The organism is Pannonibacter sp. CBAS1226 (genome assembly GCF_055685825.1).
The window spans coordinates 1,228,751-1,254,797 of sequence record NZ_JBVOUO010000001.1; the positions used below are offsets into that span (position 1 = coordinate 1,228,751).

Sequence of the window (26,047 nt, forward strand, 5' to 3'; positions counted from 1 at the left end):
GCCCCTTTTCAGAGGAAGATTCCATGTCTGGTACCATCGAAGCCCGCCTTGCCGAACTCGGCGTCACCCTGCCGGTTCCCGTCGCGCCGCAGGCCAATTATGTTCCGGTGGTACGCACCGGCAACCTGCTGTTCATCGCCGGCCAGATTCCGATCGGCCCGAACGGCATCGAATATGTCGGCAAGGTCGGCGCGGAATTCAGCGTTGAGGAAGGCGCCGCCTGCGCCCGCCTGTGCGCCATCAACATCCTCGCCCAGACCAAGTCCGCCATCGGTGACCTCGACAAGGTCGTGCGTGTCGTCAAGCTGACCGGCATGATCAACTCCACGCCGGAGTTCATCCAGCAGTCGCAGGTCGTCAACGGCTGCTCCGACTTTATCGTCGACGTGTTCGGTGACAAGGGCCGCCATGCCCGCACCTCCGTCTCCGTCGCCTCCCTGCCCTTCGGCGTTGCCGTCGAGGTCGAGGCTGTCATCGAAGTCGAATAATCTTCGGCTAAAGCTCCGGGCGGGCTGCCCGCCCGGACCTTGTTTCCCCCTTGCTGCGGCCATTGCCGCCATTCCGGATCATTCCCCATGACCGATCATTCCTGGATCGTCTCCCGCCCGATCGCTCACCGCGGCTTCCATACGGCTTCCGCCGGCATCATGGAAAACAGCCCCACCGCCATTGCCGAGGCGATGACGCGCAACTACGCCATCGAGGTGGACGTGCAGGAAACCGCCGACGGCCGGGCACTGGTGTTCCATGATGATGATCTGGACCGGCTGGCGGAAGGCACGGGGCCTGTGCTCGCCCGCACCGCTGCCGAGCTGACCGCCATCCGCATGCAGAAGGGCACGGACCGGCTGTGGCTGCTGGAAGAGCTGCTGGAACAGGTGAACGGCAAGGTGACACTGGTCGTCGAGATCAAATCCCTGATGAAACCGGATGCCCAGGCGGATTTCGTGCGCAGTGTCGCCGATACGGTGCGCGGCTACAAAGGCCCGCTGGTGCTGAAGTCCTTCGATCCGGACATGCTTTCGGTGCTGCGTGAGCACGCCCCGGAAATCCCGCGCGGCATCGTTGCCGACAGCACCCCCAACAAGGGCGAATACCGCCAGCTGACGCGCATGCAGCGCTTCATCCACCGCCACCTGCTGCACGCCCCGCGCACCCGGCCGCATTTCATCTCCTATCATTACAAGGACTTGCCGATGATGGGGCCGAGCATCCTGCGCAAGTTCTTCAACCTGCCGATCATGACCTGGACCGTGCGCGACCCGGCCGACCGCCAGCGCGCCCTCGCCTTTGCCGATCAGATCATTTTCGAGGGCTTTGACACCGACAAGGTGTGATACCAAAACCCGGTGAGCTGGACTCATCGGGTTTTGGTCAAGCCCTTGCGGCGTCTGAGCATTTCAAAGGCGTGATGCGTCAGCATCTCAGAGCCTTGATACAAGGCCTTCTCCGGCCGGACCCGGACACCCGCAAAATCTGCGCCCTCCCCCTTGCGCCGCGCTCTACAGGCTCTACCCTTTGAGCGGGGCGCAAACCTCCCGCGCCAGCCAGCCTTGAGGATAGCAGTCGCATGAGCGGCAACACACCGGCAGATCAGGACGGCGGCCTTGCGGTGACGCTGCGCATTGCCAATGGCCTTGGCGGCGTTGCGGCAGAGGACTGGGACAGGCTCGCCAATCCCGGCTGGAGCTTGGGTCCAGGCGGCCACCTCAAGCCTTCAGAAACTGAGTCCGGCGCGGACTTCAACCCCTTCATCTGCCACGCCTTTTTGCAGGCGCTGGAGGAATCTGGCTGCGCTTCGGCCCGCACCGGCTGGGCGCCGCGCCATCTGCTGCTGGAAGCGGCAAACGGCACGCTGCTGGGGGCGGTTCCGGCCTGGCTGAAGAGCCATTCGCAGGGTGAATATGTGTTCGACCACGGCTGGGCCGAGGCATTTCACCGGGCGGGCGGGGAATATTACCCGAAGCTCCAGGTCAGCGTGCCCTTCACGCCCGCAACGGGCCGCCGCTTCCTCACCCATCCGGATCTTGACCGGGAGACCGGCATCGCTGCCCTGTCGCAGGGGCTGGTGGAGGTCTGCCGCCAGTCGGGCGCGTCCTCCGTCCACGCCACATTCCTGACGGAACCGGAATGGAACCAGCTGGGCGATGCCGGTTATCTGCTTCGCACCGACCAGCAGTTCCACTGGGAGAACCGTGGCTACGCGAGTTTTGACGGCTTTCTGGAAGAGCTTGCCTCGCGCAAGCGCAAGGCCATCCGCAAGGAGCGCAAGGAAGCCCTGTCTGCCGGCATCGAGGTGGAATGGGTGACGGGCCGCGATCTGACCGAGGCCCATTGGGATGCCTTCTTCGCCTTCTACATGGACACGGGCGCGCGCAAATGGGGCCGTCCCTATCTCAACCGGCGCTTCTTCTCGCTGGTGAGCGAGCGCATGGCGGAGCGCATTCTGCTGGTCATGGCGAAGCGCGAGGGGCGCTACATCGCCGGGGCGCTGAATTTCATCGGCTCGGACACGCTGTTTGGCCGCAACTGGGGCTGCACGGAGCATCACCCCTTCCTGCATTTCGAGCTTTGCTACTATCAGGCCATCGACTTTGCCATTGCCCACGGGCTGAAGGTGGTGGAAGCAGGCGCGCAAGGCGAACACAAGCTGGCGCGCGGCTACCTGCCCCGCCTCACCCGCTCCGCCCACTGGATCGCCCATCCGGGCCTTCGGGCCGCCGTCGCCGATTATCTGGAGCGGGAGCGGCGGGCGGTGGAGATGGATGCCGCCATCCTCAGCGAACACGCCCCCTTCCGGAAGGGTGGGCCGAACCCGGGCGGAACTGCTGGATGTGACGCAGAGTCCTCAGAGAGTTGAGAACCGCGTTTCACACACTGAGTCAGCGGCTTCACAAACAGAGTCAATGCCCCGCAAATGCCCGTTGCCCGGCTGCAAGGGTGCCGTTAGGGTGCCCGCAAACACCCTTGCACGGAGAGACTGATGACCAGCCCTGCCTATGACGACAGCAACGTCTTTGCCAAGATCCTGCGCGGCGAACTGCCCAGCCACAAGCTCTATGAAGACGGCAAGACGCTGGTGATCATGGACATCATGCCCCGTGGCGACGGCCATGTGCTGGTGATCCCCAAGGCGCCGTCACGCAACATTCTCGATATCGCCGAGGAAGACCTCTTCGCCGTCATGGCCACCGTGAAGAAGATGGCACAGGCCGTGATGAAGGCCTTCAGCGCCGATGGCGCAACCATCCAGCAGTTTTCCGAAAGCGCCGGCGGCCAGGTGGTGTTCCACACCCACTTCCACGTCATCCCGCGCTTTGAAGGGGTCGCCCTTCGCCCCCACACCAGCGCCATGGCCGATCAGGCCGTGCTGGCCGAACAGGCAGACAAGATCCGCGCTGCGCTGGCCTGAGGCACGGACGGCTGATCTGAACAACAAGGGCCGGAGGCGAAGACCTCACCTCCGGCCCCTTATGGGATCTCAGCGGTCCGCCGGATCAGCCTGCGCGCGCCGCGGCAAGGGCCGCAGCAGCTGCCTCATGCTCGGCGTCCAGCCGGATCTCATCGGCCAAAACGGCCTGGAAGCTCGGACGGCTGGTGATCCGTGCGGCATATTCCGTGAAGACCGGAAGCTCCGGCACCAGCTTGAACATCAGGAGCCAGCGGAAGGCTGCGCCCCAGATGATATCGGCCACCGAGATCCGGTCCCCCAGCATGTAGGGCGCCCCTTCCAGATGCGCCGCAAGGATCTCCATCACCTTGTCATATGAGCCGTAAGGCGCCGTTTCCGGCGGGATCACATTGCCCACAGCCCTGTCGACGACAGCCGGCTCGAAGGAAGCGGCATAGAAGACCATCCAGCGCATGTATTCGCCGCGGCGCGGATCGGTGAGCGCCGGCGTCAGTCCGGCCTGCGGATAGAGATCAGCCAGATAGAGCGCGATGGCAATGGCTTCGGTGACGATGGTATCGCCATGCTGCAGCGCCGGAACCTTGCCCAGCGGATTGATCGCCCGATAGGCCGGCGACTTCAGTTCACCGGCCCGCATATTGAGGACATGGAGGTCATAGGGCATGCCGAGCTCATCCATCAGCACGCGGATGGTGCTGGAGCGGCTGCGGGGGGCATAATGAAGGATCAGCTTGCTGTCGGACATGTCGGGTTCCTGTTGTCTTGCCAGGCGGCGGATTGCCTCTTGTAGCAGCTCCCTCCTGACAGTTTCTGTCAGGAGCCTGTTAGAAGCCAGCCGCCGATGAGAACAGCTTCGGCGGCAAGAACACCGGCGAACACGGTCTGCCGGGCGGCATGGAAGGCGGCAAAGCCGCATACTGCGGCGGCCACACGCAGCCAGGCGGAGGTCTCGGCCAGCGCTCCGCTCGGGAAAAGGATCAGCTTCGAGATCACTCCTGCCACCAGAGCCGTCGCGATGGAGCGCACGAAAATCAGGATTTCGCTGTCCTCGCGCAGGTTTCCCGCCGCCAGAACGCCGAGCCAGCGCCAGATATCCGTCGCCAGCCATCCGGCGAAGATGATCATCACATAGGGCCACCACGCTGTCACGCCCTGCATGAAGGCTGTATCTGCCGCCATCATTCCGCCCCCCACCCTGCCCGGCGGGCGATCCGCACGGCAAGATAGGCCGTGGTACCGCCGGCCGCGCCGGTGATCAGCAAATCCGGCCCCGGCACAAGCCAATAGACCAGCGGCCCCAGCACGAGGCCAAGGATCATCGCCAGCTTGTCGGTGGGCAGGCGCCCCGCCGTCCACAGCGAGCAGAGGAAATAGACCGGTGTCAGCAGGAACAGCGCTCCGGCCACCATCGGCGGCATCGCGTCGATCAGCACATAGGAAACACCGGTCACCACCGTCACCGTGCCGGTGAGGAAACAGGCAAAGCCGAGGAAGAACGGCAGCCGCCCGGCTCTTGGCAGATCCGGCAGGTTGCGCATGGCAAAGACCCAGGCGGTGATGGCGACGAAATGCGAGGCAAAGAGCAGCAGCCAGGTTGGCGCTTTCTTCTCCGCCCGCAACACCGGCATCAGCGCGACGGTCATGGGCATCAGGCGCACGGAGGCCAGCGCCACGGCGATGGCCGCCGGGATGAGGCCCACGCCGGAGGCAATCGCCCCGGTCAGCACCACGATGCTGGGAAGCGCCCAGACGAGGCCGGCCATCATCAGCGTCTGCGGCAGCGTCAGGCCGCTTTCCCGCGCCAGCCCCGCATAGCCGACGAAGGCAGCCGCCAGAATGAAGCCCGGAATGGAAATGGCGGCCCGGGCGCCCCTGAAAGCCCAGACCCGCGCCGGACGAACCGCCTCAGTCTCCGGTGCAGGGGCTGCCCCTGTTCCCGTTCCGGGAGGCGGCATGTCTGATTGCGTCATGATCCGTGATCCGTCCGGATGGACCCCGGCCGGAGCCAAGCACCCCGGACCACGGCAGCCCACCCGCTTGCAGAACATTGGCACACACGGAAGCAGTGTGCGGCAGGAGGCCTATTGGTAACACCGCCAAGCTGCATGAGCCAAGGCCGGGAGGGCGAAAAAGGGTTCGGTGTGGAGAAGGCGCGAGTGTTCTTAGAAAACGCCAGAATGTGCAGAAATGGTATTCACCTGACAATACCGCGTTTTGAAGCGGGTTCAGGCGGCCCGGGCTTTTGGTGTCCAGACAAGCCTAGCCGCCATGGCGCTTGCTCAGAGCCAGTTCCTCGCGGGCCTCGGCAAGCATGCCGTCGAAGTCCATGTCAGAGGCACTGCCGCTGGCCATCCCCTCCTGCCAAAGGCTTTTCAGGTGCTCGATATCGCCGCGCCGCTGTGCCCATTTGGCGGACCAGTCGCGCAGGGCCTCGCGGATGACCTCACTGCCGCTGGCATAGGCGCCGCTGGCAACGGCCTCGCGCAGCAGGTCGGCCTGCTGCGGCGTCATGGAAACGCTGATTTTTTCGACACTGGCCATGAAGCATCTCGCCGTTGAATTGGTGGTAAAGATTACCACCGCATATGGCAGGCTTCAAGTTTCCACACATGAGGGATGGCAAGACTCCCGGCCTTGAAGGATAGCGCCTCGCAAAGGCTCACAGCCGCAAGAAGATGCCGGTTCCCGGGACGCAAGCGCGGCCGGGAACCGGAAGACTGCAAGCCATCAGCCGGTCAGCATTCCGGCAAGTTGACGGCGATGCCGCCCTGAGATGTTTCCTTGTATCTGTCGTTCATGTCCCGGCCGGTGTCACGCATCACCCGGATGCAATTGTCCAGCGGCAGGAAATGCGTGCCGTCGCCGCGCAAGGCAAGGCTTGCGGCTGAGACGGCCTTGATCGCGCCGAGGGCATTGCGCTCGATGCAGGGAACCTGGACGAGACCGCCAGCTGGATCGCAGGTCATGCCGAGGTGATGCTCCAGCGCAATCTCCGCCGCATTCTCGATCTGCGCATTTGTGCCCCCCAGAACCGCGCAAAGCCCCGCCGCCGCCATGGCCGAAGCCGATCCGACTTCCCCCTGGCAGCCGACCTCGGCGCCCGAGATCGAGGCATTGTGCTTGATCAGGCCGCCGATGGCGGCTGCCACCAGCAGATAGTCGCGGATCTTCTCCTGATCTGCCCCAACGCAGTGGTCGATATAGTAGCGTCCCACCGCAGGCACGACGCCGGCCGCACCATTCGTGGGCGAGGTCACAACCCGGCCACCGGCCGCATTCTCCTCATTGACGGCCATGGCATAGACGCTGAGCCAATCATTTGCCTGATGGGGCTGGCTGAGGTTCTGCCCGCGCTCCCCTTCCAGCTGCCGGTGGATCGAACGGGCTCTGCGGCGCACCTTGAGGCCGCCCGGCAGGATGCCCTCCTGCGTCAGCCCACGGGTGATGCAGCCGTTCATGGCGGCCCAGATCACGTCGAGCTTCTCGTCCAGCTGCGCGCCCAGCTGCGCCTCCTCGTTGGCGCGCTTCATCTGGGCGATCGTCCGGCCGGAAGCGGCGCCCATCTCCAGCATCTGCGCCGCCGTCTCGAACGGGAATGGCACGGCAGCACCGTCCTGGACGGGCGCTTGCCCCGCCTGGACCGCCTCCAGCTCGGCGCTGGTGACGACGAAGCCGCCGCCAATCGAGTAATAGGTCTGCTCGTGGCAAACCTCCCCCTCAGCATCAAAGGCCTTCAGGATCATGCCGTTCGGATGGCCCGGCAGTGCCGGGCCATAGTCGAAGACGAGATCGCGATCCGGCTCGAAGACCAGGCTGCCAAGCCCCTCGGGGCTGACACGGCCAGTGCTGCGCACCCCGGCCTCAATCCCGTCGGCGCTGTTGGGGTCCATCGTGTCCGGACGCAGCCCGCACAGGCCCAGGATCACCGCACGGTCCGTCGCATGCCCCTTGCCGGTGAAGGCCAGGCTGCCATGCAGGCTTGCATAAAGCCGGTGCGGCCGGGCCGTGCCGGAGATCTTCCCGGCCCCGCCGCGCAGGTCGTCAAGGAAGCGCGCAGCGGCAGCCATCGGGCCCATCGTATGCGAGGACGACGGGCCAATGCCGATCTTGAAGATGTCAAAGACCGAGAGGAACATTCATGCCCCGTAGATTGGAAAGCGGTCGCACATTGCCTTGACTTCGGCACGGATGGAAGCTTCGAGCGCGGCGTCCCCCTCCGGATTTTCACCCAGAGCGCGCAGGACACGCAGGATCATCTGCCCGATCTGCCGGAACTCGGCCTCGCCAAAGCCGCGCGTGGTGCCGGCCGAGCTGCCGAGACGGATGCCCGAGGTCACGAAAGGCTTTTCCGGATCAAACGGAATGGCGTTCTTGTTGCAGGTCAGGCCCGCCCGCTCCAAGGCGATTTCCGCCGCCTTGCCGGTGACGCCAAGCGGGCGCAGATCGCACAGGACCATGTGGCAGTCCGTTCCGCCCGAAACGATGCCGACGCCACCCTCAATGAGCGTATCAGAAAGCGCACGGGCGTTGGCGATGACCGCCTTCGCATAGTCCTTGAACGAGGGCTGCAGCGCCTCGCCGAAGGCAACGGCCTTGGCCGCGATCACATGCATCAGCGGGCCGCCCTGATTGCCGGGGAATACGGCGGAGTTGAACTTCTTCGCCAGATCGTCGTCATTGGTCAGAATGACGCCGCCGCGCGGGCCGCGCAGGGTCTTGTGTGTTGTCGACGTGGTCACATGAGCGTGCGGCACCGGGTTCGGGTACTCGCCCGCAGCAATCAGACCTGCGTAATGGGCCATGTCCACCATCAGATAGGCGCCAATCTCATCCGCAATGGCGCGGAAGGCGGCGAAATCCATGTGGCGCGGATAGGCAGAAGCACCCGCCACGATCAGCTTCGGCCGCTCGGCCAGCGCCTTATCACGGACCTTGGCCATGTCGATGAGATGCGTGTCTTCTTCGACCTCGTAGGACACGACGTTGAACCACTTGCCCGACATGGTGACGGGCGAACCGTGGGTCAGATGCCCGCCATGGGCCAGCGACAGGCCCATGATCTTGTCACCCGGCTGCAGCAGCGCAAGGAAAACGGCCTGGTTGGCCTGAGCGCCGGAATGCGGCTGCACGTTGACATGCGCGGCCCCGAACAGCTGCTTCAGGCGGTCGCGGGCGATATCCTCGACCTCGTCCACGAATTCGCAGCCGCCGTAGTAGCGCTTGCCGGGATACCCTTCGGCGTATTTGTTCGTCAGAACAGATCCCTGAGCCACCAGAACGTCAGGCGAAACAATGTTCTCCGAGGCGATCAGCTCGATCTGATCCTGCTGGCGCACCAGCTCGCGGGAAATGGCACCGGCGATGGCCTTGTCCGAAATCGCCTGGATATTGGTGTCGAACATGCGAAATCCTTTCTAGAGAGCGTGATGGCCCGCGGCCGGCAGGCCGCAGAAGCACATGTCAATGTGGTGCGGCTCAGAGGCCGGCCTTGAGCTCGGCCGAGACCTTCGCCAGGATCGCCCGGACATGGGGCAGGAAACTGCGCCACACATCCATGCGGAAACTGTCCGGCCCGTCGCGCCACAGGATCACGGTCGCGCTGTCGAACAGCGTGCGCACAGCGCGGCCGGCCGGCAGCGCATCCACGTCACGCGGACAGGCCGCCGTCAGTGCGGTCAGCGCCTGCGGCCCGGACAGGCGCAGCGTGATCTCGCGGTCGCTGATCTCGACGAGGCTGTGCGGGATCCGGGCATAGGCCTCAGCTCCTGCGGCAATCAGGACCTGGCGGCCGGCTTCGGGCACAAGGATCACCCATTCGTCAGGGCCGGTGCACAGAACCTCGGTTCCCCCGGCACCGGACTTGTGGCTGACACGGTCCGGCAGCTCCAGCCCGAGAGCCTCAGCCAGCGCGGCGCGGTTCTCCTGCTTGACCCGCAGGGAGAACCGGGGAGACGAGCCCAGCTCTTCCAGCAGGAAAGGCCCGTTGGTGAAGTCATGGCGTTGTATGGTCATGTCGCGCTCCTCAGGCCTTCAGCCGTTCGCCTTCAGGGTCGTAGAAGTCCGTCGAAGTGATCGTAGCGCGCACCGTGCCATGCGGCATCGGAATATGCACCGTCTCACCCATACGGCCATGCCCGCCCGCAATCAGTGCCATTGCAATGGGCCGCCCGAGCGCAACCGAGTCGTAGGATGAGGTGACATGCCCCACCATCGTCATCGGCAGCTTCTGGTTCGGATCCAGCACGATCTGCGCGCCCTCTTCCAGTCTGGAGCGGTCCTCGGTCAGAAGACCGACCAGCTGCTTGCGGTTCGGCGCGACGATGTCGGGACGGGCGAGCGAGCGCTTGCCGACAAAGTCCTTCTTGGCCTTGCCAACGGCCCAGTCGAGGCCCGCATCCTGCGGCGTGACCGTTCCATCCGTGTCCTGCCCCACGATGATGTAGCCCTTCTCGGCGCGCAGGACGTGCATCGTCTCCGTGCCGTAGGGGCAAATGCCGTAAGGCTGCCCGGCGTCGAAGATCGCCTTCCAGAGCGCCAGCCCGTGGCGGGCGGGAACGTTGACTTCAAACCCCAGTTCGCCGGTGAAGCTGACGCGGAAAAGACGCGCCGGGAAGCCTGCGACGGTGCATTCGGCCACCGACATATGCGGGAAAGCCGCTTCGGACATGTCCAGTCCCTTGACCAGCGGCTCAAGCACCTTGCGGGCATTCGGGCCGTTGACCGCAACGGTTGCCCATTGCTCGGTCGTGGAGGTCAGCCAGACGTTCAGGTCCGGCCACTCGGTCTGAAGGTAGTCCTCCATCATGTTCAGCACACGGGCAGCCCCGCCCGTGGTGGTGGTGACGTGGAACAGATCATTCGAAAGCCGCCCGATCACGCCGTCGTCCCGGATGAAGCCATCCTCGCCCAGCAGCAGGCCATAGCGGCAGCGGCCCGGCTGCAGCTTGGTCCAGGGGTTGGTGTACATGCGGTTCATGAACTCCACCGCATCGGGGCCTGCGACCTCGATCTTGCCGAGGGTCGAGGCATCGAACATGCCGGCGGAGGCCCGTGTCTCACGGCATTCGCGTGCGACGGCGGCGTGCATGTCTTCGCCCGCTTTCGGGAAGTACCAGGCCCTGCGCCACAGCGAGACCGGTTCGAACACCGCGCCTTTCTCCTCGGCCCAGGGATCGATGGGCGTCTTGCGGGTCAGCTCGAAGGTGTCACCCTTGTGATAGCCCGCAAAGGCACCGAAGCTCGTCGGCGTGTAGGGCGGACGGAAGGTGGTCAGACCCACCTCGGGTGGCGCCTTGCCCAGCGCATCGGCGGCAATCATCAGGCCGTTGATGTTCGACATCTTGCCCTGATCGGTTGCCATACCATTCGTGGTGTAACGCTTCACATGCTCGATCGAGCGCATGCCCTCGCGCACGGCCAGACGGATGTCCTTGGCCGTCACGTCGTTCTGGTAGTCAACGAAAGCCTTGGCCTTGCCCGCACTGCGGTCGGTCGGAAGCTCGGTCTGGCTGGAACCTGTTCCAGGGCGGTCGCCCTCGACCCTTGCCGCCAGGGGCTGGCCGGTCCGGCCCAGCGCCTCTGCCACGGCAAGCCCGGCGCGCACCCCGTCTTCCAGCACCGGGCCGTAGCCCCAGAGCCCGCGTCCCGCACCTGCGATCTGGCAGGCTTCGGTCTTGTGGCCCGGCAGGAAGGTGCGGCTCTCCTTGTCCCAGCTCAGCGAGCCTTTGGTGTGGGAGAAGAGATGCAGCGAGGGCGTCCAGCCGCCTGAAATCAGCAGGGCATCACAGGCAATCTTGCGGCCAGCTCCGGCCTTGCCATTGTGGACCGGGTTCACGCGCACGCCGCTGACGCGCAGGCGGCCATAGGTGGCGGTGGCGGTGTGGCCGGTCAGCACCTCAATGCCACGGCGGCGGGCGGCCTCGACAAGGTCGGGACGGATCTGGTCACGCGTGTCGGCAATGGCGGCAATCCGGCAGCCAGCGTCCGCCAGATCGAAGGCGGCATACCAGGCGCTGTCGTGGCTGGTCACCACGGCGGCGCAATCGCCCACCTTCACGCCATAGCGGTTCAGGTAGGTCTGTGCAGCGCCTGCCAGCATGACGCCCGGGCGGTCGTTTCCGTCAAAGACCAGCGGCTTTTCCAGCGCGCCCTGCGCCAGCACGACCTGACGGGCGCGAACCCGCCACATCCGCTCGCGGGGAGCCCCTTGCGGAGGCTGGTCCAGATGGTCGGTCAGCCGCTCGGCCAGACCAACCATGTTCTGATGATAGTAGCCGATGGCCGTTGTCCGCGTCATCAGCGTGACGCCGGCCGCACGCAGCTGCGAAAGCTGCCCGGAGAGCCAGGACCAGGCGCTCAGACCCTCGATCTGCACGGAAGGATCGGAGAGGAGAGAGCCGCCCATTTCCGGGTTTTCGTCCACCAGCACGACCTTGGCGCCGGACTTCGCTGCGGTCAGTGCTGCCGCGATACCGGCCGCACCGCCACCGACGACAAGCACATCCGTATGCAGATAGCGCGAGGCATAATTGTCCGGATCCGGCTCGGACGGCGACTTGCCGAGGCCGGCGGCCGCGCGGATGAAGGGCTCGTAGACCTTGTCCCAGAAGCTGCGCGGCCACATGAAGGTCTTGTAGTAGAAGCCCGCGGAGAAGAGCATGTAGGCGCGGTCGTTCACCGCCCCGATGTCGAACTTCAGCGACGGCCACTTGTTCTGGCTTTCCGCCACCAGCCCTTGGCGCAGTTCCTGCACGGTGGCACGGGTGTTCGGCTCGAACCGGCCCGGTCCACGCGATGTGCCGATCAGGGCGTTCGGCTCTTCGGAACCGGCGCTCACCGGTCCGCGAGGCCGGTGATACTTGAAGGAACGGCCCATCAGATGCACGCCATTGGCCAGCAGCGCCGACGCAACCGTATCACCGCGAAGACCTTCATAACGGCGGCCGTCAAACGTGAAGCTGACAGGCTCGGCAGGATCTGTCCGGCCCAGGCCGGGGACGCGATAGCGGCTCATTCCACGCCCTCCAGTTCGGTCTCTGCCGGACGCTCTTCGCCGGCCTTGTAGGTCTTCAGGAACCTGTCGCTGACCGTGTCGCGGCAGGCGTTGAAAAAGCGGCCGCAGCCATGGACATGGCGCCAGCGTTCAAAGTGCTTGCCGCGCGCATTCGTGCGGATGAAGAGGAAATCACGCCATTCCTCGTCCGAGAGGACGGAGGGGTCTGCCGGGCGCGCGATATGGGCCTCGCCCGCATAGGCAAACTCGAGCTCGGGCAGGGTTTCGTCGCAGTAGGGACAATGGATCAGAAGCATCGGAAACCTCTCAGTGCGCGACGGCGGCGGCAGCGGCCTCGTCGATCAGACGGCCGGTGGTGAAGCGTTCCAGGGTGAAGGGTGCATTGACCGGATGCGGCTCATCCTTGGCCACGGTCCAGGCCAGCGTGTGGGCAGCGCCCGGCGTCGCCTTGAAGCCACCGGTGCCCCATCCGCAGTTCACATAGAGCCCCTTGACCGGCGTCTTGCCGAGGATGGCGCTGCGGTCGGGCGTGACGTCCACGATGCCGCCCCACTTGCGCAGCATCCGCATCCGGTTGAAGATCGGGAAGACCTCGCAGATTGCCGCCACCGTGTGCTCGATCAGCGGCAGGCCGCCGCGCTGGCTGTAGCTGGTGTACTGGTCAGTGCCGGAGCCGATCACCAGCTCGCCCTTGTCGGACTGGCTGATATAGGCGTGGACCGTGTTCGACATGACAACGCACGGGAAAATGGGCTTCACCGGTTCGCTGACCAGAGCCTGCAGCGGGTAGCTTTCCAGCGGCATCCGCACACCGGCGCTGTCCATGACGACACTGGTGTGACCGGCGGCCGACACGGCGACCTTCTTTGCCTTGATGAAACCCTTGGCGGTTTCCACCCCGATGACGCTGCCATCCGGCCCGCGGCGGATCGCGGTCACCGGGCAGTTCTGGATGATATCCACCCCGCGCGCTGCCGCCGCCCGCGCATAGCCCCATGCCACCGCATCGTGCCGCGCCGTGCCCGCCCGCATCTGCAGCGCTGCACCCATGACCGGATAGCGTGCGTCCGGGCTGATGTTCAGCGGCGGACAGAAGGCCTTGGCTTCGGCCGCCGTCAGCCAGCGGTTGTCCACCCCGTTGAGCCGGTTGGCATGAATGTGGCGCTGGAAGGACTGCACGTCATGAACGTTATGCGCCAGCATCATCACGCCGCGCTTGGAATACATGACGTTGTAATTGAGTTCCTGGCTGAGGTTCTCCCACAGGTCCAGGGCATGATCGTAAAGCCGGGCGCTTTCGTCATAGAGATAGTTGGAGCGGATGATGGTCGTGTTGCGTCCGGTGTTGCCGCCGCCCAGCCAGCCCTTGTCGATCACCGCGACATTGGTGATGCCGTGTTCCTTGGCAAGGTAATAGGCCGCGCCCAGACCATGCCCGCCTGCCCCGACGATGATGACGTCATACTCGGCCTTGGGCTGGCTGTCCGGCCATTGTTCGCGCCAGTTCTTGTGGCCTGTCAGAGCGTTCTTGAGCAGGGACAAGGCAGAGAAACGTTGCATGGCGGGATCCTCTCAATCGCAGCTGAGTGTCACATTATGGTCTTGGATCGCACCTTGAATGTAGATTTGCGCCAGGTGTCATGTAGGATCGCGTCATGACAGCTGCCCGCACCATCCCCCCTGCCCGCCTGCGTGTTGCCTTCCTGCTGGCCGACCAGTTCACCCTGTCGGCCTTTGCCAATTTCGTGGATGTCCTGCGGCTGGCGGCGGATGATGCGGACAAGTCACGGCGGATTCTGTGCGACTGGACCGTGCTGGCAGAGCAGATGGATCCGATCCGCTCCAGCTGCGGTGTCCGGGTGCAGCCGGACACGCCGCTGCGCCGGGCGGCGGCCTTCGATTACCTGGTGGTGGTCGGAGGGCTGATCAGCGACCGGGCGGCCTTCGGCCCGCAGGCGCTCGACTTCATCGCGGAAACGGCGGCGCAGGGCGTGCCGCTGGTCGGGCTTTGCACCGGCGTGTTCACGCTGCAGGCTGCGGGTCTGCTGCAGGGCTACCGGTGCTGCGTCAGCTGGTTCCACCATCAGGACTTCATCGACCGCTTCGACAATGAAACACCGATTTCGGATCAGATCTTCGTGGTGGACCGGGACCGGCTGACCTGCTCGGGCGGGCACGGTGCGGCGCATCTGGCGGCCTTTCTGGTCCAGCGCCACGTCGGGCAGTCTGCCGCCACGAAAAGCCTCAACATCATGATGATCGAGGATGCGCTCAGCGGCCAGCGCGCCCAGCCCGGCCAGATGCTGGCAAGGCAGGCAAGGGACGAGCTGGTCAAGCGTGCCGTCTTGAAGATGCAGCAGAATATCGAGCAGACGCTGAGCATCGACCAGATCGCATCGGCCCTCGGGACCGCCCGCCGCACGCTGGAGCGCCGGTTTCAGGCGGATCTGGGCCAGTCGCCCCGGCGCATCTATCTGGAAATCCGGCTGGACCGCGCCTCGGCCCGGCTGCGCCGGACCGAGCAGTCAGTGACCGACATTGCACTCGCCTGCGGCTTCTGCGACGCGCCGCATCTGGCGCGTGCGCTGAAGGCCGAGCGCGGGCTCACGCCCGGTGAGATCCGCAGCGGCAGGCTGGCAGACGCTGGTCCTACGCCTCAAGAGTGACCGTGCCACGCGGGTTCGAGCAGCAGGCAAGGATGTAGCCTTCCTCGATCTCGTCGTCGCTGATCCCGCCATTGTGGACCATGTGCACCTCGCCCGACAGCTTGCGGATGCGGCAGCTGCCACACACGCCCATGCTGCAGCCGAAGGGAATGGCCACACCGGCCGCGCGCGCCGCGTGCAGCACTGTGTCCATGGAACTGCAGTCGTGGGTGACACCGGACTCCTCGAAGACCAGCTTTGCCGTCTCAACCGGCGTATCGGCGCTCGTGCCGGTCTCGACCACGGGAAGTTCACCAGCCTCAGGCGCGCCGAAGCTCTCCTGATGGTAATGCGCCATGTCGAAGCCAAGGCCTGCCAGCGCCTCGCTGACCGCCTGCATGAAGCCGTCCGGCCCGCAGCAGAACACCTCCCGCTCAAGGTAGTCAGGCGCCATCAGGCCAAGCATCAGCTGGTTGAAGCGCCCCTGGTAGCCGGTCCAGGGCTGATAGATGTCGCTCTCCCTCACCACCCATTTCAGGTCCAGGCCCTCGATCCGGGAGGCCATGTGCTCAAGCCGGCGCTTGAAGATGATCTCGGACGGGCGCCTTGCGCAGTTGACGAAGACGATGTCGCAGTGCCGGCCAAGATCATAGATCTCGGTCGTCATCGACATCATCGGCGTGATGCCCGAGCCCGCCGAGATGAAGAGATACTTCTTCGCCGGGAAATGGGTGGACGTGAAGCGTCCGGCCGGCCCCCTGACCTTCAGTCTTGTCCCGGGCCGCACATTGTCCATGATCCAGCGTGTGCCGACACTGCCCGGCTGTGCCTTGATCGTGATCGTCAGCGACTTTGGCCGCGTCGGCGAGGATGAGATCGTATAAGTCCGGTAAACCAGGCCACCCGGGACCGGCAGTTCCAGCGTGAGGAACTGGCCGGCCAGAAATTCGAAGGGGCGGCCCGACGGAGCCTGAAAGCAGACCGTCACGACATCAGGGGCTTCCGGCAGGATCGAGACGCACTCCAGAGGTTCGTCATCGGTCCATTTTGCCGTCACGGTCTGCTGGGCATCAATCATGTCAATCTCACTCCGCCGCGACTGCAAGGCCCGGCTGACGGGCCTTGAGGCGGTCCAGGTACCAGTTCACGAACTGGATAACACCGTCCTCGTGCAGGGTCGAATAGGGACCCGGTTCGTAAGCAGGCGAGCAAATGCCCTGCTGATTATGCTCGACGACGCGGCGGTCCTCGTCGTTCGTGTGCTCCCAGACCGTGGTCAGGTTCTTCAGGTCGTAATCGACGCCTTCAACCGCATCCTTGTTGACGAGCCAGGTCGTCTGGACCTCGGTTTCCATCGGGCTGATCGGGGTCACGCGGAAGGTGATCGAGTGATCGGTCAGGAAGTGGTTCCAGGTCGTCGGATAGTGGAACAGCAGCAGCGTGCCGGCATCCAGGAACGGAACCCGGCCAAGCCGCTTCTGCACAGCGATCTTGCCGTTGATCGTGTAGCTTTCCGCCCCATCAAGCAGCGGCATCCGCGCCACCCGGAACTGCCCGTCCGGCGCAATCTTGAAGCGCGAGGGGGCGCCGGCGCCTTCCATGCGCTTGAAGTGATTCTCAACCTTCTCCGGGAAGGTGCCATCCGGGCTCACGCCGGTGATCGAGGGGTCTTCCGGGTAGGTCCGGCAAAGGTCGGGGTGGTTGCCCGCGCAGTGATAGCACTCGCGGTTGTTCTCCCAGACCAGTTTCCAGTTGCCGTTCTCGATGATCGTGGACTGGAACGCGACCTTGGCATCGCTCAGATCGTGAACGCCAAGATAAGGCGTCACGGTGCTGGCAAATTCATCGAAATCGGGCGCATTGGCCGCAAGGCAGATATAGACCAGCCCCGACACCACGCGGCAATGAACAGGCTTCAGGCTGTGCTGGGAGGGGTCGAACTCCTCGCCCATGTCGCGCGCCCAGACCAGCTTTCCATCGAGGCCATAGGTCCACTGATGATAGGGACAGGTCAGCTTGGCCAAACGCCCCTTCGACGACGTGCAGATGACCGAACCGCGGTGCCTGCAGGAATTGTGGAATGCCCTGATCTCCCCCTGGTTGTCGCGCAGCACGACAACATCATAGGCGCCGATCCGCAGCCGCTGGAAGCTGCCTGCCCTGTCCAGCAAGCAGGCCGGAAAGGCAAAGAGCCAGTCGCGGTAGAAAATCGTCTCCATGTCCTCGGCAAATACCTCGGCCGAAGTGTAGAAGGCCTGCGGCAGGCCATAGCCGGGCTTGTGCTGGGCGATCAGATCGGAAAGGGGCTGGGAATGTCCTGGCATGATGGCATCCTGAAAAGCCGGCAGGTTGATCATTTGCGGCGAAGCCAGTCCGGCGGCTTCTTGGCAAGAGGATTAAATCTCAACTGGAGTTAGCCCTGTTAAGGGCTTTCCGCATCGTCACAACAGCGACCGTTCCTGTGCCGGATGCGACATCATTCCCAGGCCCTGCAACCTTCCCCGATCCGGCGGTCCTGCCTGCCCTGAGGCTGCGGTCCGGCACCTGCATTTCAAGCACGCCCCGTCCGGACCGCAAACGTCTCAAGCCAGTGGCCAGCCACCGCATCAGGGCACTGGAAAAGGACGCGAATCCCCCGCATTTCCTCAGTTTCCGGCAGGGTCCGCCGCAGCAGACCCTGAACAGCGCAAGCCCTGATCAAGCCGCTCTCAGGGGTTCAAGAGCAGCATCATTGACCTTGCGCCCGCAGGCGTAAGGTCAATGACTTTTGCACAGCGCCCCTCCGCTCAGCTTCTGGGCTTGAGGTTCTCCGGGTCATAGAGGGGCGCGTAGCCGATGCCGGCGACTTCGACGGGGTAGAGCTCGTCGAAATAGCTAACCTGCAGCTTGCGGCCCAGCTGGCAGTAGTCCCAGGGCAGATAGGCCAGCGCGATGTTCTTGCCGACGGTCGGGCCATAGGCAATCGAGGTCGTGTAGGAGCGGCGGCGGAGCGCATCGACCAGCACCTTGCCCGTATCCGGATCCATCACCGGAAGAGTGCCGACGGGATAGCGGGCGGTGCCTGTGCTGTCGGTGTTTTCGGTCATCACCAGCGTGCAGAGCATCGCCGGCTGATGCTCGCGGGCACGGTATTCGACGTGCTTTGCCTTGCCGACGAAATCCGGCTCCTTGACCTTGGGACGGGCAAGATCGGCCTCGAAGAGGTTGTATTGCGTCAGAAGGTCGGCGTTCTGCAGGCGCAGCGACTTTTCCAGCCGGCGCGAGTTGGCATAGGTTTCGACGCCGACGGCCATCACCCCTGCCCCGCGCAGCGCGTCCCAGACGGCCAGACCGTCGGAATAGCGCATGTGCAGTTCCCAGCCCTGCTCGCCCACGTAGGAGATGCGGAAGGCCATGACCTTGCAGCCCGCGATCTCGATCTGCCGGATGGCCGCGAAGGGGAAGTTCGCCACATCCAGCGCATCAGGATCGGCGACGACCTTCTTGAGGTTCTCGCGTGCGTTGGGGCCCCAGATGCCGATGGTGGTGTAATCCTCGGTCACATCCGTGATGGTGACGTCGAAGCCCTTGTCCTGCGCCACGCGGCGCATGTACATCTGATCGCGCGGGCCCGCATCGGCGCCGTTCACCAGACGGCAGCGGTCCTCCATGCGGAAGACGGTGAAGTCGGCGCGGACCATGCCTTCCTCATCCAGCATATGGGTGTAGATGCCCTTGCCGATATTGGCGTCACCGCCGATCCTGGCCGCGCAGAGCCATTCCATCAGGGCCACATGGTCCGGGCCCGAGATGTCGGTCATGTGGAAATGCGACAGGTTGATGATGCCGCAATCGGCGCTCATCTCCAGCTGCTCGGCGTTGGACACGCGCCAGAAATGGCGGCTGTCCCATTCGTTCTCGCGCAGCGGAACCTGATCTGCATATTTCTCCAGAAGGTGCTCGTTGGCCGCGTAGCCATGAGCACGCTCCCAGCCGCCCAGCTCCATGAAATAGCCGCCCAGCTCCTTCTCACGCTCGTGGAACGGCGAGCGACGGATGCCGCGGGCATTGGCGAAGGGCTCACGCGGATGAACCGGCGGGTTGTAGATCTTGGCCGCAGTTTCCTCGCAGCGGCCCCAGATGAAGTCCTCGGTCAGCTGGAAGTCGCTGAACCGCGCATAGTCGATGCGGTTGTGGTCGATATCCGTGCGGCCCTTGGTCATCCAGTCTGCAATCAGCTTGCCCATGCCCGGGCCGTCCTTGACCCAGATCGCGACGGCGTACCACAGGCCCCGCAGCTTGCGGCTTTCGCCCATGGAAGGTCCGCCGTCGGTCGTCGTCTGAAGAAGACCGTTGAAGGAATGGCTCTCGTTGAAGCCCAGTTCGGCCAGGATCGGCGTCAGCTCCATCGCCCGCTCAAGCGGCTCGATCACATCTTCCAGCACCAGATCGCGCTGCGAGGGCGACAGCCGCGCTTCGTGCTTTTCAAGGAGATCGCGCGGATGAACCATCCGCACGTCCTTTTCATAATAATAACCCCACTCGATCTGGCCGCCTTCGGTGGTGTCGGGATCACCGGTGTCGCGCAGATAGGCCGAATTGCCCTGATCGCGCAGCAGCGGACGGCCGATCTCAAGACCGGTGCCGGCAAATTCATTGTAGGGACCGAAGAAGGTCAGCGGATGATCGACCGGCATCACCGGCAGATCCTCGCCTGCCAATCCGGCAATCAGGCGGCCCCAGAGGCCGGCACAGACGACGACATAGTCGGCCATGATCGTGCCGCGTGACGTGCGCACGCCGGTGACGCGGCCGTTCTCATGCAGAAGCTCCAGCGCCGGGGTGTTGGCGAAGATCTTCAGCTTGCCCGCCGCCTCGGCCATGTCCACGAGCTTTGCAGCAACCGTCTGCGAACGCGGCACGACAAGACCGGCATCAGGGTCCCACAGCGCGCCCTGAATCTGGTCTTCCTCCAGAAGCGGGAACTTCTCCTTGGCTTCCGCCGCCGAAATCATGGTCACGTTGGTGCCGAAGGCGCGGCCGGAGTCCACCTTGCGCTTCAGTTCGGCCATGCGGGCATCATCGCCCACCCGCGCGACTTCAAGCCCGCCGATGCGCTGGTAGTTGCCGAGCTTCTCGTAGAAGTCCATGGAATACATGGTGGTCCAGCAGGACAGGAAGTCATGGCTGGTCGCATAGCAGAAGTCGGAGGCATGGGCGGTCGAACCGATGTCCGTCGGGATGCCCGACTTGTCGATCCCCACGATGTCATCCCACCCGTTTTCGATCAGGTGATGGGCGACAGAGGCACCGACAATGCCCCCAAGACCGACAATGACAACGCGGGCACGGGACGGAAACGTGGACATGTTCTTGTATCCTCAAAGGCTGCGGCCATACGGCGGGGCCGCGGGTCATGGGTCTGGGTCATGGTCCCGCCGCCCAAGGCGGCAGGAAAGTCGTCGTGTCAGTTGAACGCAGGAAGGCCTGCGCGGCGGCAGGCGGCAATCAGCGTGTTGTGCATCAGTGTCATGATGGTCATCGGCCCGACCCCGCCCGGTACAGGCGTGATCGCCCGTGCGCGGAGGCTGGCACCGGCAAAATCGACGTCTCCAACCAGATGGTTCTTACCGTTCAGGGGAACGCGGCTGGTGCCGACATCGATCACCGTTGCGCCCGGTTTGATCCATTCTCCGCGGATCATCCCGGCTGAACCGACGGCGGCCACAACGATATCTGCCCGGCCAACCTTGCCGGCCAGGTCAATGGTCCGGGAATGCGCCAGCGTGACGGTGCAGTTTGCAGCCAGCAGAAGCTGCGCCATCGGCTTGCCGACGAGGATCGAACGGCCGACAACGATCGCGTCCAGCCCGTCGAGATCCCCGAGGCTGTCCTTCAGCAGCATCAGGCAGCCGAGTGGCGTGCAGGACACCAGCCCCGGCAGGCCCGAGGCAAGATAACCAGCGTTTACGGGGTGCAGACCGTCCACGTCCTTCGCCGGGTCAATCGCCTCAATCACGGCGAGGCTGTCGAGGCCCTGCGGCAGGGGCAGCTGCACGAGAATGCCATCGACGGCATCATCCGCATTCAGCTGCGCCACCAGAGCAAGAAGGTCAGCCTGAGACACCGTTTCAGGCAGCACATGCTCGAAGCTCTCCATCCCCAGCTTGCGGGCCATGCGCCCCTTGCTGCGGACATAGACCTCGCTGGCGGGATCCGTGCCGACGAGCACCACGGCAAGGCCGGGCCTGCGGCCGGTATGCCGGGCGAAGTCCTGCACCTGCTGCGCGATGCGGGCGCCGAGCGCATCGGCATGGGCCCGACCGTCAATGATCGCAGCCCTTGCCGGCTGGTGTTCGGCAGCAGTCATGGTGCTCACAGGGCGCGCTCCAGCTCGGGCAGGACGTCGAAAATGTCACCGACAATGCCGTAATCGGCAACCTGGAAGATCGGCGCCTCGGCATCGGTGTTGATGGCGACGATGATACGGCTGTCCTTCATGCCCGCAAGATGCTGGATAGCACCGGAAATGCCGCAGGCAATGTAGAGATCCGGCGCGACGACCTTGCCGGTCTGCCCGACCTGGAAGTCGTTCGCAGCGTAGCCTGCATCCACCGCAGCGCGGCTTGCGCCCACAGCGGCGCCCAGCTTGTCGGCCAGCGGATTGATGACCTGCTCGAACCGCTCTTTGGAGCCAAGCGCACGGCCGCCCGACACAACAATCCTGGCCGAGGAGAGATCGGGACGGTCGCTGACCGACAGAAGATTCTCGCGGAAGACGGACAGGTCCGGTGCGGCAGGCATGTCGACGGGAACCACCGGAACGGGAACAGTGCCGGAGGCGGCCGGTGCGAAGCTGGCTGTGCGGATGGTCAGCACGCGGACCGGCCCCGGCGCCTGTACGACCTCGATGGCATTGCCGGCATAGACCGGGCGCTTGAAGGTGTCCGGCGCAAGGATGGCGGTCACGTCGGAGACCTGCATCACATCGAGAAGCGCGGCGGCACGGGGCAGCACGTTCTTGCCGCTGCTGGTCGCGGGGGCAAGGATGGTGTCATAGCCGCCGGCGAGCGAGATGAGGAGCGCGGCAGCCGGTTCCGCCAGCCGTTCTGCCAGCGCGCCGCTTTCCGCCAGAAGGACACGGCGGACGCCTGCAAGGGCTGCAGCAGACTGCGGTGCGGGCCCGGCGTTCTGGCCCGCGATCAGAATATCCACCTCGCCGCCGATCTGCAGCGCGGCACTCAGGGCGCGGGCGCTGTGTTCGGACAAGGAGGCATTGTCGTGGTCGGCAAAGAGAAGAATGGCCATGTCGTTGTCTCCCGGGTTCAGATGACGGCGGCTTCGGTTTTCAGCTTGTCGAGAAGCTCGGCGACGGTGGCGAGCTTGATGCCGGTGGCGCGGGTGCCCGGCTCTTCGACGCGCAGGACACGAAGACGCGGGGCAATGTCCACGCCCAGTTCTTCGGGCGTCTGCTGGACCAGCGGCTTCTTCTTGGCCTTCATGATGTTGGGAAGGCTGGCATAGCGCGGCTCATTGAGACGCAGGTCAGCGGTGACGACGGCGGGGAGCGACACTTCGATCTGCTGAAGGCCGCTGTCGATCTCACGCGTGACGATGGCCTTGCCGTCCGCCATTTCGATCTTCGAGGCAAAGGTGGCCTGGCTCCAGCCCAGCAGTGCCGACAGCATCTGGCCGGTCTGGTTGCAGTCGTCATCGATGGCCTGCTTGCCCAGAATCACGAGCCCCGCCGCCTCAGCCTGCGCCACCTTCTGCAAGATCTTTGCGACAGCCAGAGGCTCGACGCGGCCCTCGGCAAGGATCAGGATTGCCCGGTCGGCGCCCATGGCAAGGGCGGTGCGCAGCACCTCCTGTGCCTGCGCCGGGCCGACAGAAACCGCGACAATCTCCGAGGCCTGCCCGGCTTCCTTGATGCGGATGGCCTGCTCGACCGCAATCTCGTCGAAGGGGTTCATCGACATCTTCACATTGGCCAGATCCACGCCCGTACCATCGGGTTTGACGCGGATCTTGACGTTGTGATCAACCACCCGCTTCACCGGGACAAGGATCTTCATGGCGCTTCCCTTCTGTCAGCCACCTAAAGGAGTGGCATGTCCGATTGCGGCCCCTGCCGCCGCTCCGCCCGCCCGGTTGTGACAGGGGCAAGAGATGGCAGCAGGCGCTTCTGCTTATGCCCGACTTTGCCGGATCGATGCTCTGCGCAACAGGACATTTGCGTCATCAAAGGATTAGAGCTACGACATGAGTGCGACACTTTGAACCACAGGCCCCATCATGAGCCTTGCCCCCGCCGTACCTCGCGCCGTGCCGCCACAACCGGCCTCCCACCCGCTGCGCCGCCCGCAGGGCAACGCGCGCCTCTCCGTCGGTTTCATTCTGGCCCGGCGTTTCACGCTCTGTGCCTTTGCCAACTTCGTCGACGTTCTGCGCCTTGCCGCCGACGAGGGCGACCGCAGCCGTCCGATCCTGTGCAACTGGACAGTGCTGTCGGACACGATGGAGCCAGTCACCTCAAGCTGCGGAATCAGTGTCCAGCCCAAGGAGCGTCTGGGTGACCCGGCCCGCTTCGATTACATCGTCGTCATTGGCGGCCTGATGGAGGATGAAGCGGTGCTGCCGCCGGGCTATCACCGCTTCCTGCACGAGGCGGCTGCGGCGGGCGTGCCGCTGGCCGGCGTCTGCACCGGGGCCTTCCTCCTGCACCAGGCAGGACTGTTGAATGGCTACCGCTGCTGCGTCAGCTGGTTTCACCATGCCGACTTCCTCGAGCAATTCGAAGGGCTTAACCCCGTCACGGACCAGATCTTCGTCGTCGACCGCGACCGGCTGACCTGCTCCGGCGGGGTCAGTTCCGCCCATCTGGCGGCCTATCTGGTCGACAAGCATGTCGGCCGCGCCCAGGCCAGCAAGAGCCTGCACATCATGATCATCGACGAGGCGCTTCAGGCGGACAAACCGCAGCCCGGGATCACGATGGACTTCAAGACCCGCGATCCGATGGTGCTGCGCGCCCTTTTGATGATGCAGCAGAACATCGAGCAGCCCTTCACCGTGGCCGAGATCGCCAGCCGGATCGGTCATAGCAAGCGCCAGCTTGAACGGCACTTTCAGGCTGCGCTCGGCACGTCGCCGCAGTCAGCCTTTCTGGACATGCGCCTGTCTCTCGCCCATCACCTGATCGTCACCGGCGAGCGGCCCATCTCCCAGATCGCGCTGGAATGCGGCTTCTGCGACAGTTCGCATCTGAGCCGGATGTTCCGCCGCCGCTACGGGCAGACCCCGCAGGGCTTGCGGCAGGCACGGAGCTGACAAAAAAGCGCCCGCAGCATGTGCGGGCGCTTTCTCTTGCGATCCAGAAGTTCAGCGCGGCTCGCTGGCCAGGCCCTTCCAGATTGCGACGCACATCAGCAGCAGCAGCACCGTGAAGGGCAAGCCGGTCGAGATGACCATCGACTGCAGAGAAGACAGGCCTCCCGCAGACATCAGGAGCACGATCGCGACGATCCCCTCGAACACGCACCAGAACACGCGCTGCGGGACCGGGGCATCCACCTTGCCGCCTGCGGCGATGGTATCGATCACCAGCGAGCCCGAGTCCGATGACGTCACGAAGAAGACGATCACCAGCACGATCCCGATGAATGAGGTGATCTGGGCCAGCGGCAGTCCGTCTAGCATCGTGAACAGCTGCAGCGGCAGAGCAGAGTCGCGAACGGCGCCATAGCCGTCACGGACCAGCTGGCTGATCGCCGTGCCGCCAAAGATCGACATCCAGATCACGCAAACGAGTGACGGGATCAACAGGACACTGATCAGGAACTCACGCACGGTGCGGCCGCGCGAGACACGGGCAATGAACATGCCGACAAAGGGTGACCAGCTGATCCACCAGGCCCAGTAGAACGAGGTCCAGCCCTGCATGAAGTTCACATCATCGCGCCCAACCGGGTTCGACAAGGCAGGCAGATACTGAAGATAGGCCAGAAGAAAATCGCCCATATCCGTCATCAGCAGCAGCGTCGGCCCGGCGAAGAGAACGAACATCAAAAGCCCGAAGGCCAGAACCATGTTCAATTCGGACAGGCGCTTCACCCCGGCTTCGAGCCCCCGGATCACCGAATAGAGCGCGATTGCCGTGATCCCGATGATCAGAATGACCTGAGATGTCTCATTGACCGGCATCCCGAACAGCTTGTTGAAGCCGGCGTTGGCTTGAACGGCACCCAGGCCGAGCGAGGTCGCCAGCCCGAACAAGGTCGCAAAGACTGCAAGAATATCGATGACGTGCCCGGGCCAGCCCCAGACACGCTCGCCGAAGATCGGATAAAAGGCAGAGCGGATCGTCAGCGGCAGACCCTTGTTGTAGCTGAAAAGCGCCAGGCTGAGCCCCACCACCGCATAGATCGCCCAGGGGTGCAGCGCCCAGTGGAAGATTGTGGCAGCCATGCCCAGCCGGATCGCCTCCTGCTCGCTCGCCGCAGCCCCAAGCGGTGACCAGTCCGTGCGGACCCCGTCTGCGCCTGTCTGCATGCCGCCTGCCGCCGAACCGAAGTGACTGAGCGGTTCGCTGACGCCATAGAACATCAGACCGATGCCCATGCCGGCGGCAAAAAGCATGGAGAACCAGCTCAGATAGCCAAAATCAGGCACTGCGGCCGCCCCGCCAAGCCGGATCTTCCCAAAAGGGCTGACCACCAGCACGAGGCAAAGGATGACGAAAACATCCGCCGCCCCGATGAAGAACCAGTCGAAGCCCTTCGTTACACTGGAAAAAACAGCCGAGAAAACATCCCCTGCGAGCGACGGCAGCGCCAGAGTGAAAACGACGAAGGCTATGACGCAAAGGGCGGAGATCAGAAAGACGGGATTGTGAACACTGTAGCCCAACGGCCCCAGCCGCCCGTCTATATTGTCCTGACCGACCTCGTAGCCGGTCTGTATTGCACTTTCGGGCGGATGATTTCTAATCCGCTCTCC

23 protein-coding genes are annotated in these 26,047 nt (G+C 64.2%); 6 read left to right on the plus strand and 17 right to left on the minus strand.

The genetic code is table 11. The features are described 5' to 3' along the window. Positions 1 to 23 precede the first annotated feature (23 nt). The 4 genes from AC0CMF_RS05570 to AC0CMF_RS05585 all read left to right on the plus strand — a co-directional run bounded on the left by AC0CMF_RS05570 (position 24) and on the right by AC0CMF_RS05585 (position 3,412). Positions 24 to 488, plus strand: a complete 465-nt coding sequence (locus tag AC0CMF_RS05570; RefSeq protein ID WP_050471815.1) for a RidA family protein — start codon at positions 24 to 26, stop codon at positions 486 to 488. 87 nt (positions 489 to 575) lie between these two features. Continuing rightward, positions 576 to 1,337: a glycerophosphodiester phosphodiesterase family protein gene (locus AC0CMF_RS05575; RefSeq protein WP_457166746.1), complete on the plus strand. Its 762-nt coding sequence runs from the start codon at positions 576 to 578 to the stop codon at positions 1,335 to 1,337. A 233-nt stretch (positions 1,338 to 1,570) separates the two neighbouring features. Next, complete coding sequence (locus AC0CMF_RS05580) at positions 1,571 to 2,860, plus strand: GNAT family N-acetyltransferase (protein ID WP_472481172.1); 1,290 nt, start codon at positions 1,571 to 1,573, stop codon at positions 2,858 to 2,860. Between the two features lie 123 nt (positions 2,861 to 2,983). Further along, positions 2,984 to 3,412, plus strand: a complete 429-nt coding sequence (locus AC0CMF_RS05585) for an HIT family protein (protein WP_123194066.1) — start codon at positions 2,984 to 2,986, stop codon at positions 3,410 to 3,412. 85 nt (positions 3,413 to 3,497) lie between these two features. On the opposite strand, the gene AC0CMF_RS05590 is transcribed toward AC0CMF_RS05585, so the two are convergent. From AC0CMF_RS05590 to AC0CMF_RS05635, 10 genes are all read right to left on the minus strand, one after another. Next, complete coding sequence (locus AC0CMF_RS05590) at positions 3,498 to 4,157, minus strand: glutathione S-transferase family protein (protein ID WP_472481174.1); 660 nt, start codon at positions 4,155 to 4,157, stop codon at positions 3,498 to 3,500. Positions 4,158 to 4,225: 68 nt separating this feature from the next. After that, the gene (locus AC0CMF_RS05595; RefSeq protein ID WP_094462920.1) at positions 4,226 to 4,594 is read right to left on the minus strand and encodes an AzlD domain-containing protein; all 369 of its coding nucleotides are present in this window, start codon (positions 4,592 to 4,594) and stop codon (positions 4,226 to 4,228) included. Continuing rightward, positions 4,591 to 5,382, minus strand: coding sequence for an AzlC family ABC transporter permease (locus AC0CMF_RS05600; RefSeq protein WP_472481176.1), 792 nt, complete (start codon positions 5,380 to 5,382; stop codon positions 4,591 to 4,593). The genes AC0CMF_RS05595 and AC0CMF_RS05600 overlap by 4 nt, the downstream gene beginning before the upstream one ends. Before the next feature lie 289 nt (positions 5,383 to 5,671). Next, positions 5,672 to 5,953, minus strand: a complete 282-nt coding sequence (locus tag AC0CMF_RS05605) for a type II toxin-antitoxin system ParD family antitoxin (protein ID WP_472481178.1) — start codon at positions 5,951 to 5,953, stop codon at positions 5,672 to 5,674. A 194-nt stretch (positions 5,954 to 6,147) separates the two neighbouring features. Next, a complete protein-coding gene (locus tag AC0CMF_RS05610) occupies positions 6,148 to 7,548 on the minus strand; it encodes an L-serine ammonia-lyase (protein ID WP_472481180.1) in 1,401 nt (466 codons plus the stop codon). Beyond that, positions 7,549 to 8,814, minus strand: coding sequence for a serine hydroxymethyltransferase (glyA, locus tag AC0CMF_RS05615; RefSeq protein ID WP_472481182.1), 1,266 nt, complete (start codon positions 8,812 to 8,814; stop codon positions 7,549 to 7,551). A 73-nt stretch (positions 8,815 to 8,887) separates the two neighbouring features. Next, positions 8,888 to 9,424 carry a sarcosine oxidase subunit gamma gene (locus AC0CMF_RS05620; RefSeq protein ID WP_058900122.1) on the minus strand — a complete coding sequence of 179 codons (537 nt, stop codon included), beginning with the start codon at positions 9,422 to 9,424 and terminating at the stop codon, positions 8,888 to 8,890. 10 nt (positions 9,425 to 9,434) lie between these two features. Further along, positions 9,435 to 12,425: a sarcosine oxidase subunit alpha gene (locus tag AC0CMF_RS05625; protein ID WP_472481184.1), complete on the minus strand. Its 2,991-nt coding sequence runs from the start codon at positions 12,423 to 12,425 to the stop codon at positions 9,435 to 9,437. After that, positions 12,422 to 12,721: a sarcosine oxidase subunit delta gene (locus AC0CMF_RS05630; RefSeq protein ID WP_472481186.1), complete on the minus strand. Its 300-nt coding sequence runs from the start codon at positions 12,719 to 12,721 to the stop codon at positions 12,422 to 12,424. Before AC0CMF_RS05630 ends, AC0CMF_RS05625 begins: the two co-directional genes overlap by 4 nt. Before the next feature lie 10 nt (positions 12,722 to 12,731). After that, positions 12,732 to 13,985, minus strand: a complete 1,254-nt coding sequence (locus AC0CMF_RS05635) for a sarcosine oxidase subunit beta family protein (RefSeq protein ID WP_050471828.1) — start codon at positions 13,983 to 13,985, stop codon at positions 12,732 to 12,734. 95 nt (positions 13,986 to 14,080) lie between these two features. On the opposite strand from AC0CMF_RS05635, the gene AC0CMF_RS05640 reads away from it, so the two are divergent. Continuing rightward, complete coding sequence (locus tag AC0CMF_RS05640; RefSeq protein ID WP_472481188.1) at positions 14,081 to 15,091, plus strand: GlxA family transcriptional regulator; 1,011 nt, start codon at positions 14,081 to 14,083, stop codon at positions 15,089 to 15,091. Here AC0CMF_RS05640 and AC0CMF_RS05645 read toward each other — a convergent pair. From AC0CMF_RS05645 to AC0CMF_RS05670, 6 genes are all read right to left on the minus strand, one after another. Further along, complete coding sequence (locus AC0CMF_RS05645; protein WP_472481190.1) at positions 15,075 to 16,148, minus strand: FAD-binding oxidoreductase; 1,074 nt, start codon at positions 16,146 to 16,148, stop codon at positions 15,075 to 15,077. The genes AC0CMF_RS05640 and AC0CMF_RS05645 overlap by 17 nt on opposite strands. Positions 16,149 to 16,155: 7 nt before the next feature. After that, positions 16,156 to 17,394, minus strand: a complete 1,239-nt coding sequence (locus AC0CMF_RS05650; RefSeq protein WP_374629260.1) for an aromatic ring-hydroxylating oxygenase subunit alpha — start codon at positions 17,392 to 17,394, stop codon at positions 16,156 to 16,158. A 462-nt stretch (positions 17,395 to 17,856) separates the two neighbouring features. Then, positions 17,857 to 20,418, minus strand: a complete 2,562-nt coding sequence (locus AC0CMF_RS05655) for a GcvT family protein (RefSeq protein WP_374629261.1) — start codon at positions 20,416 to 20,418, stop codon at positions 17,857 to 17,859. 98 nt (positions 20,419 to 20,516) lie between these two features. Next, positions 20,517 to 21,419 carry a bifunctional methylenetetrahydrofolate dehydrogenase/methenyltetrahydrofolate cyclohydrolase FolD gene (gene folD / locus AC0CMF_RS05660; RefSeq protein ID WP_374629333.1) on the minus strand — a complete coding sequence of 301 codons (903 nt, stop codon included), beginning with the start codon at positions 21,417 to 21,419 and terminating at the stop codon, positions 20,517 to 20,519. A 5-nt stretch (positions 21,420 to 21,424) separates the two neighbouring features. After that, positions 21,425 to 22,357 carry an electron transfer flavoprotein subunit alpha/FixB family protein gene (locus AC0CMF_RS05665; protein WP_472481192.1) on the minus strand — a complete coding sequence of 311 codons (933 nt, stop codon included), beginning with the start codon at positions 22,355 to 22,357 and terminating at the stop codon, positions 21,425 to 21,427. A 17-nt stretch (positions 22,358 to 22,374) separates the two neighbouring features. Continuing rightward, positions 22,375 to 23,124, minus strand: coding sequence for an electron transfer flavoprotein subunit beta/FixA family protein (locus tag AC0CMF_RS05670; RefSeq protein ID WP_374629262.1), 750 nt, complete (start codon positions 23,122 to 23,124; stop codon positions 22,375 to 22,377). Positions 23,125 to 23,344: 220 nt separating this feature from the next. On the opposite strand from AC0CMF_RS05670, the gene AC0CMF_RS05675 reads away from it, so the two are divergent. Continuing rightward, positions 23,345 to 24,379 (plus strand): GlxA family transcriptional regulator, encoded by a 1,035-nt coding sequence (locus AC0CMF_RS05675; RefSeq protein ID WP_374629263.1) that lies wholly within the window; start codon positions 23,345 to 23,347, stop codon positions 24,377 to 24,379. 51 nt (positions 24,380 to 24,430) lie between these two features. Here AC0CMF_RS05675 and AC0CMF_RS05680 read toward each other — a convergent pair whose 3' ends face one another. Continuing rightward, entirely contained in the window at positions 24,431 to 25,966 is a 1,536-nt protein-coding gene (locus AC0CMF_RS05680) for a BCCT family transporter (protein WP_247648045.1), read from the minus strand. Between the last annotated feature and the right edge of the window lie 81 nt (positions 25,967 to 26,047).

What these genes read in the sequence shown, in the direction of transcription:
- AC0CMF_RS05570 (WP_050471815.1), top strand. Translation starts at nt 24, where the DNA reads ATGTCTGGTACCATCGAAGCCCGCCTTGCCGAACTCGGCGTCACCCTG.
- AC0CMF_RS05575 (WP_457166746.1), top strand. Translation starts at nt 576, where the DNA reads ATGACCGATCATTCCTGGATCGTCTCCCGCCCGATCGCTCACCGCGGC.
- AC0CMF_RS05580 (WP_472481172.1), top strand. Translation starts at nt 1,571, where the DNA reads ATGAGCGGCAACACACCGGCAGATCAGGACGGCGGCCTTGCGGTGACG.
- AC0CMF_RS05585 (WP_123194066.1), top strand. Translation starts at nt 2,984, where the DNA reads ATGACCAGCCCTGCCTATGACGACAGCAACGTCTTTGCCAAGATCCTG.
- AC0CMF_RS05590 (WP_472481174.1), bottom strand. Translation starts at nt 4,157, where the DNA reads ATGTCCGACAGCAAGCTGATCCTTCATTATGCCCCCCGCAGCCGCTCC.
- AC0CMF_RS05595 (WP_094462920.1), bottom strand. Translation starts at nt 4,594, where the DNA reads ATGATGGCGGCAGATACAGCCTTCATGCAGGGCGTGACAGCGTGGTGG.
- AC0CMF_RS05600 (WP_472481176.1), bottom strand. Translation starts at nt 5,382, where the DNA reads ATGACGCAATCAGACATGCCGCCTCCCGGAACGGGAACAGGGGCAGCC.
- AC0CMF_RS05605 (WP_472481178.1), bottom strand. Translation starts at nt 5,953, where the DNA reads ATGGCCAGTGTCGAAAAAATCAGCGTTTCCATGACGCCGCAGCAGGCC.
- AC0CMF_RS05610 (WP_472481180.1), bottom strand. Translation starts at nt 7,548, where the DNA reads ATGTTCCTCTCGGTCTTTGACATCTTCAAGATCGGCATTGGCCCGTCG.
- glyA (WP_472481182.1), bottom strand. Translation starts at nt 8,814, where the DNA reads ATGTTCGACACCAATATCCAGGCGATTTCGGACAAGGCCATCGCCGGT.
- AC0CMF_RS05620 (WP_058900122.1), bottom strand. Translation starts at nt 9,424, where the DNA reads ATGACCATACAACGCCATGACTTCACCAACGGGCCTTTCCTGCTGGAA.
- AC0CMF_RS05625 (WP_472481184.1), bottom strand. Translation starts at nt 12,425, where the DNA reads ATGAGCCGCTATCGCGTCCCCGGCCTGGGCCGGACAGATCCTGCCGAG.
- AC0CMF_RS05630 (WP_472481186.1), bottom strand. Translation starts at nt 12,721, where the DNA reads ATGCTTCTGATCCATTGTCCCTACTGCGACGAAACCCTGCCCGAGCTC.
- AC0CMF_RS05635 (WP_050471828.1), bottom strand. Translation starts at nt 13,985, where the DNA reads ATGCAACGTTTCTCTGCCTTGTCCCTGCTCAAGAACGCTCTGACAGGC.
- AC0CMF_RS05640 (WP_472481188.1), top strand. Translation starts at nt 14,081, where the DNA reads ATGACAGCTGCCCGCACCATCCCCCCTGCCCGCCTGCGTGTTGCCTTC.
- AC0CMF_RS05645 (WP_472481190.1), bottom strand. Translation starts at nt 16,148, where the DNA reads ATGATTGATGCCCAGCAGACCGTGACGGCAAAATGGACCGATGACGAA.
- AC0CMF_RS05650 (WP_374629260.1), bottom strand. Translation starts at nt 17,394, where the DNA reads ATGCCAGGACATTCCCAGCCCCTTTCCGATCTGATCGCCCAGCACAAG.
- AC0CMF_RS05655 (WP_374629261.1), bottom strand. Translation starts at nt 20,418, where the DNA reads ATGTCCACGTTTCCGTCCCGTGCCCGCGTTGTCATTGTCGGTCTTGGG.
- folD (WP_374629333.1), bottom strand. Translation starts at nt 21,419, where the DNA reads ATGACTGCTGCCGAACACCAGCCGGCAAGGGCTGCGATCATTGACGGT.
- AC0CMF_RS05665 (WP_472481192.1), bottom strand. Translation starts at nt 22,357, where the DNA reads ATGGCCATTCTTCTCTTTGCCGACCACGACAATGCCTCCTTGTCCGAA.
- AC0CMF_RS05670 (WP_374629262.1), bottom strand. Translation starts at nt 23,124, where the DNA reads ATGAAGATCCTTGTCCCGGTGAAGCGGGTGGTTGATCACAACGTCAAG.
- AC0CMF_RS05675 (WP_374629263.1), top strand. Translation starts at nt 23,345, where the DNA reads ATGAGCCTTGCCCCCGCCGTACCTCGCGCCGTGCCGCCACAACCGGCC.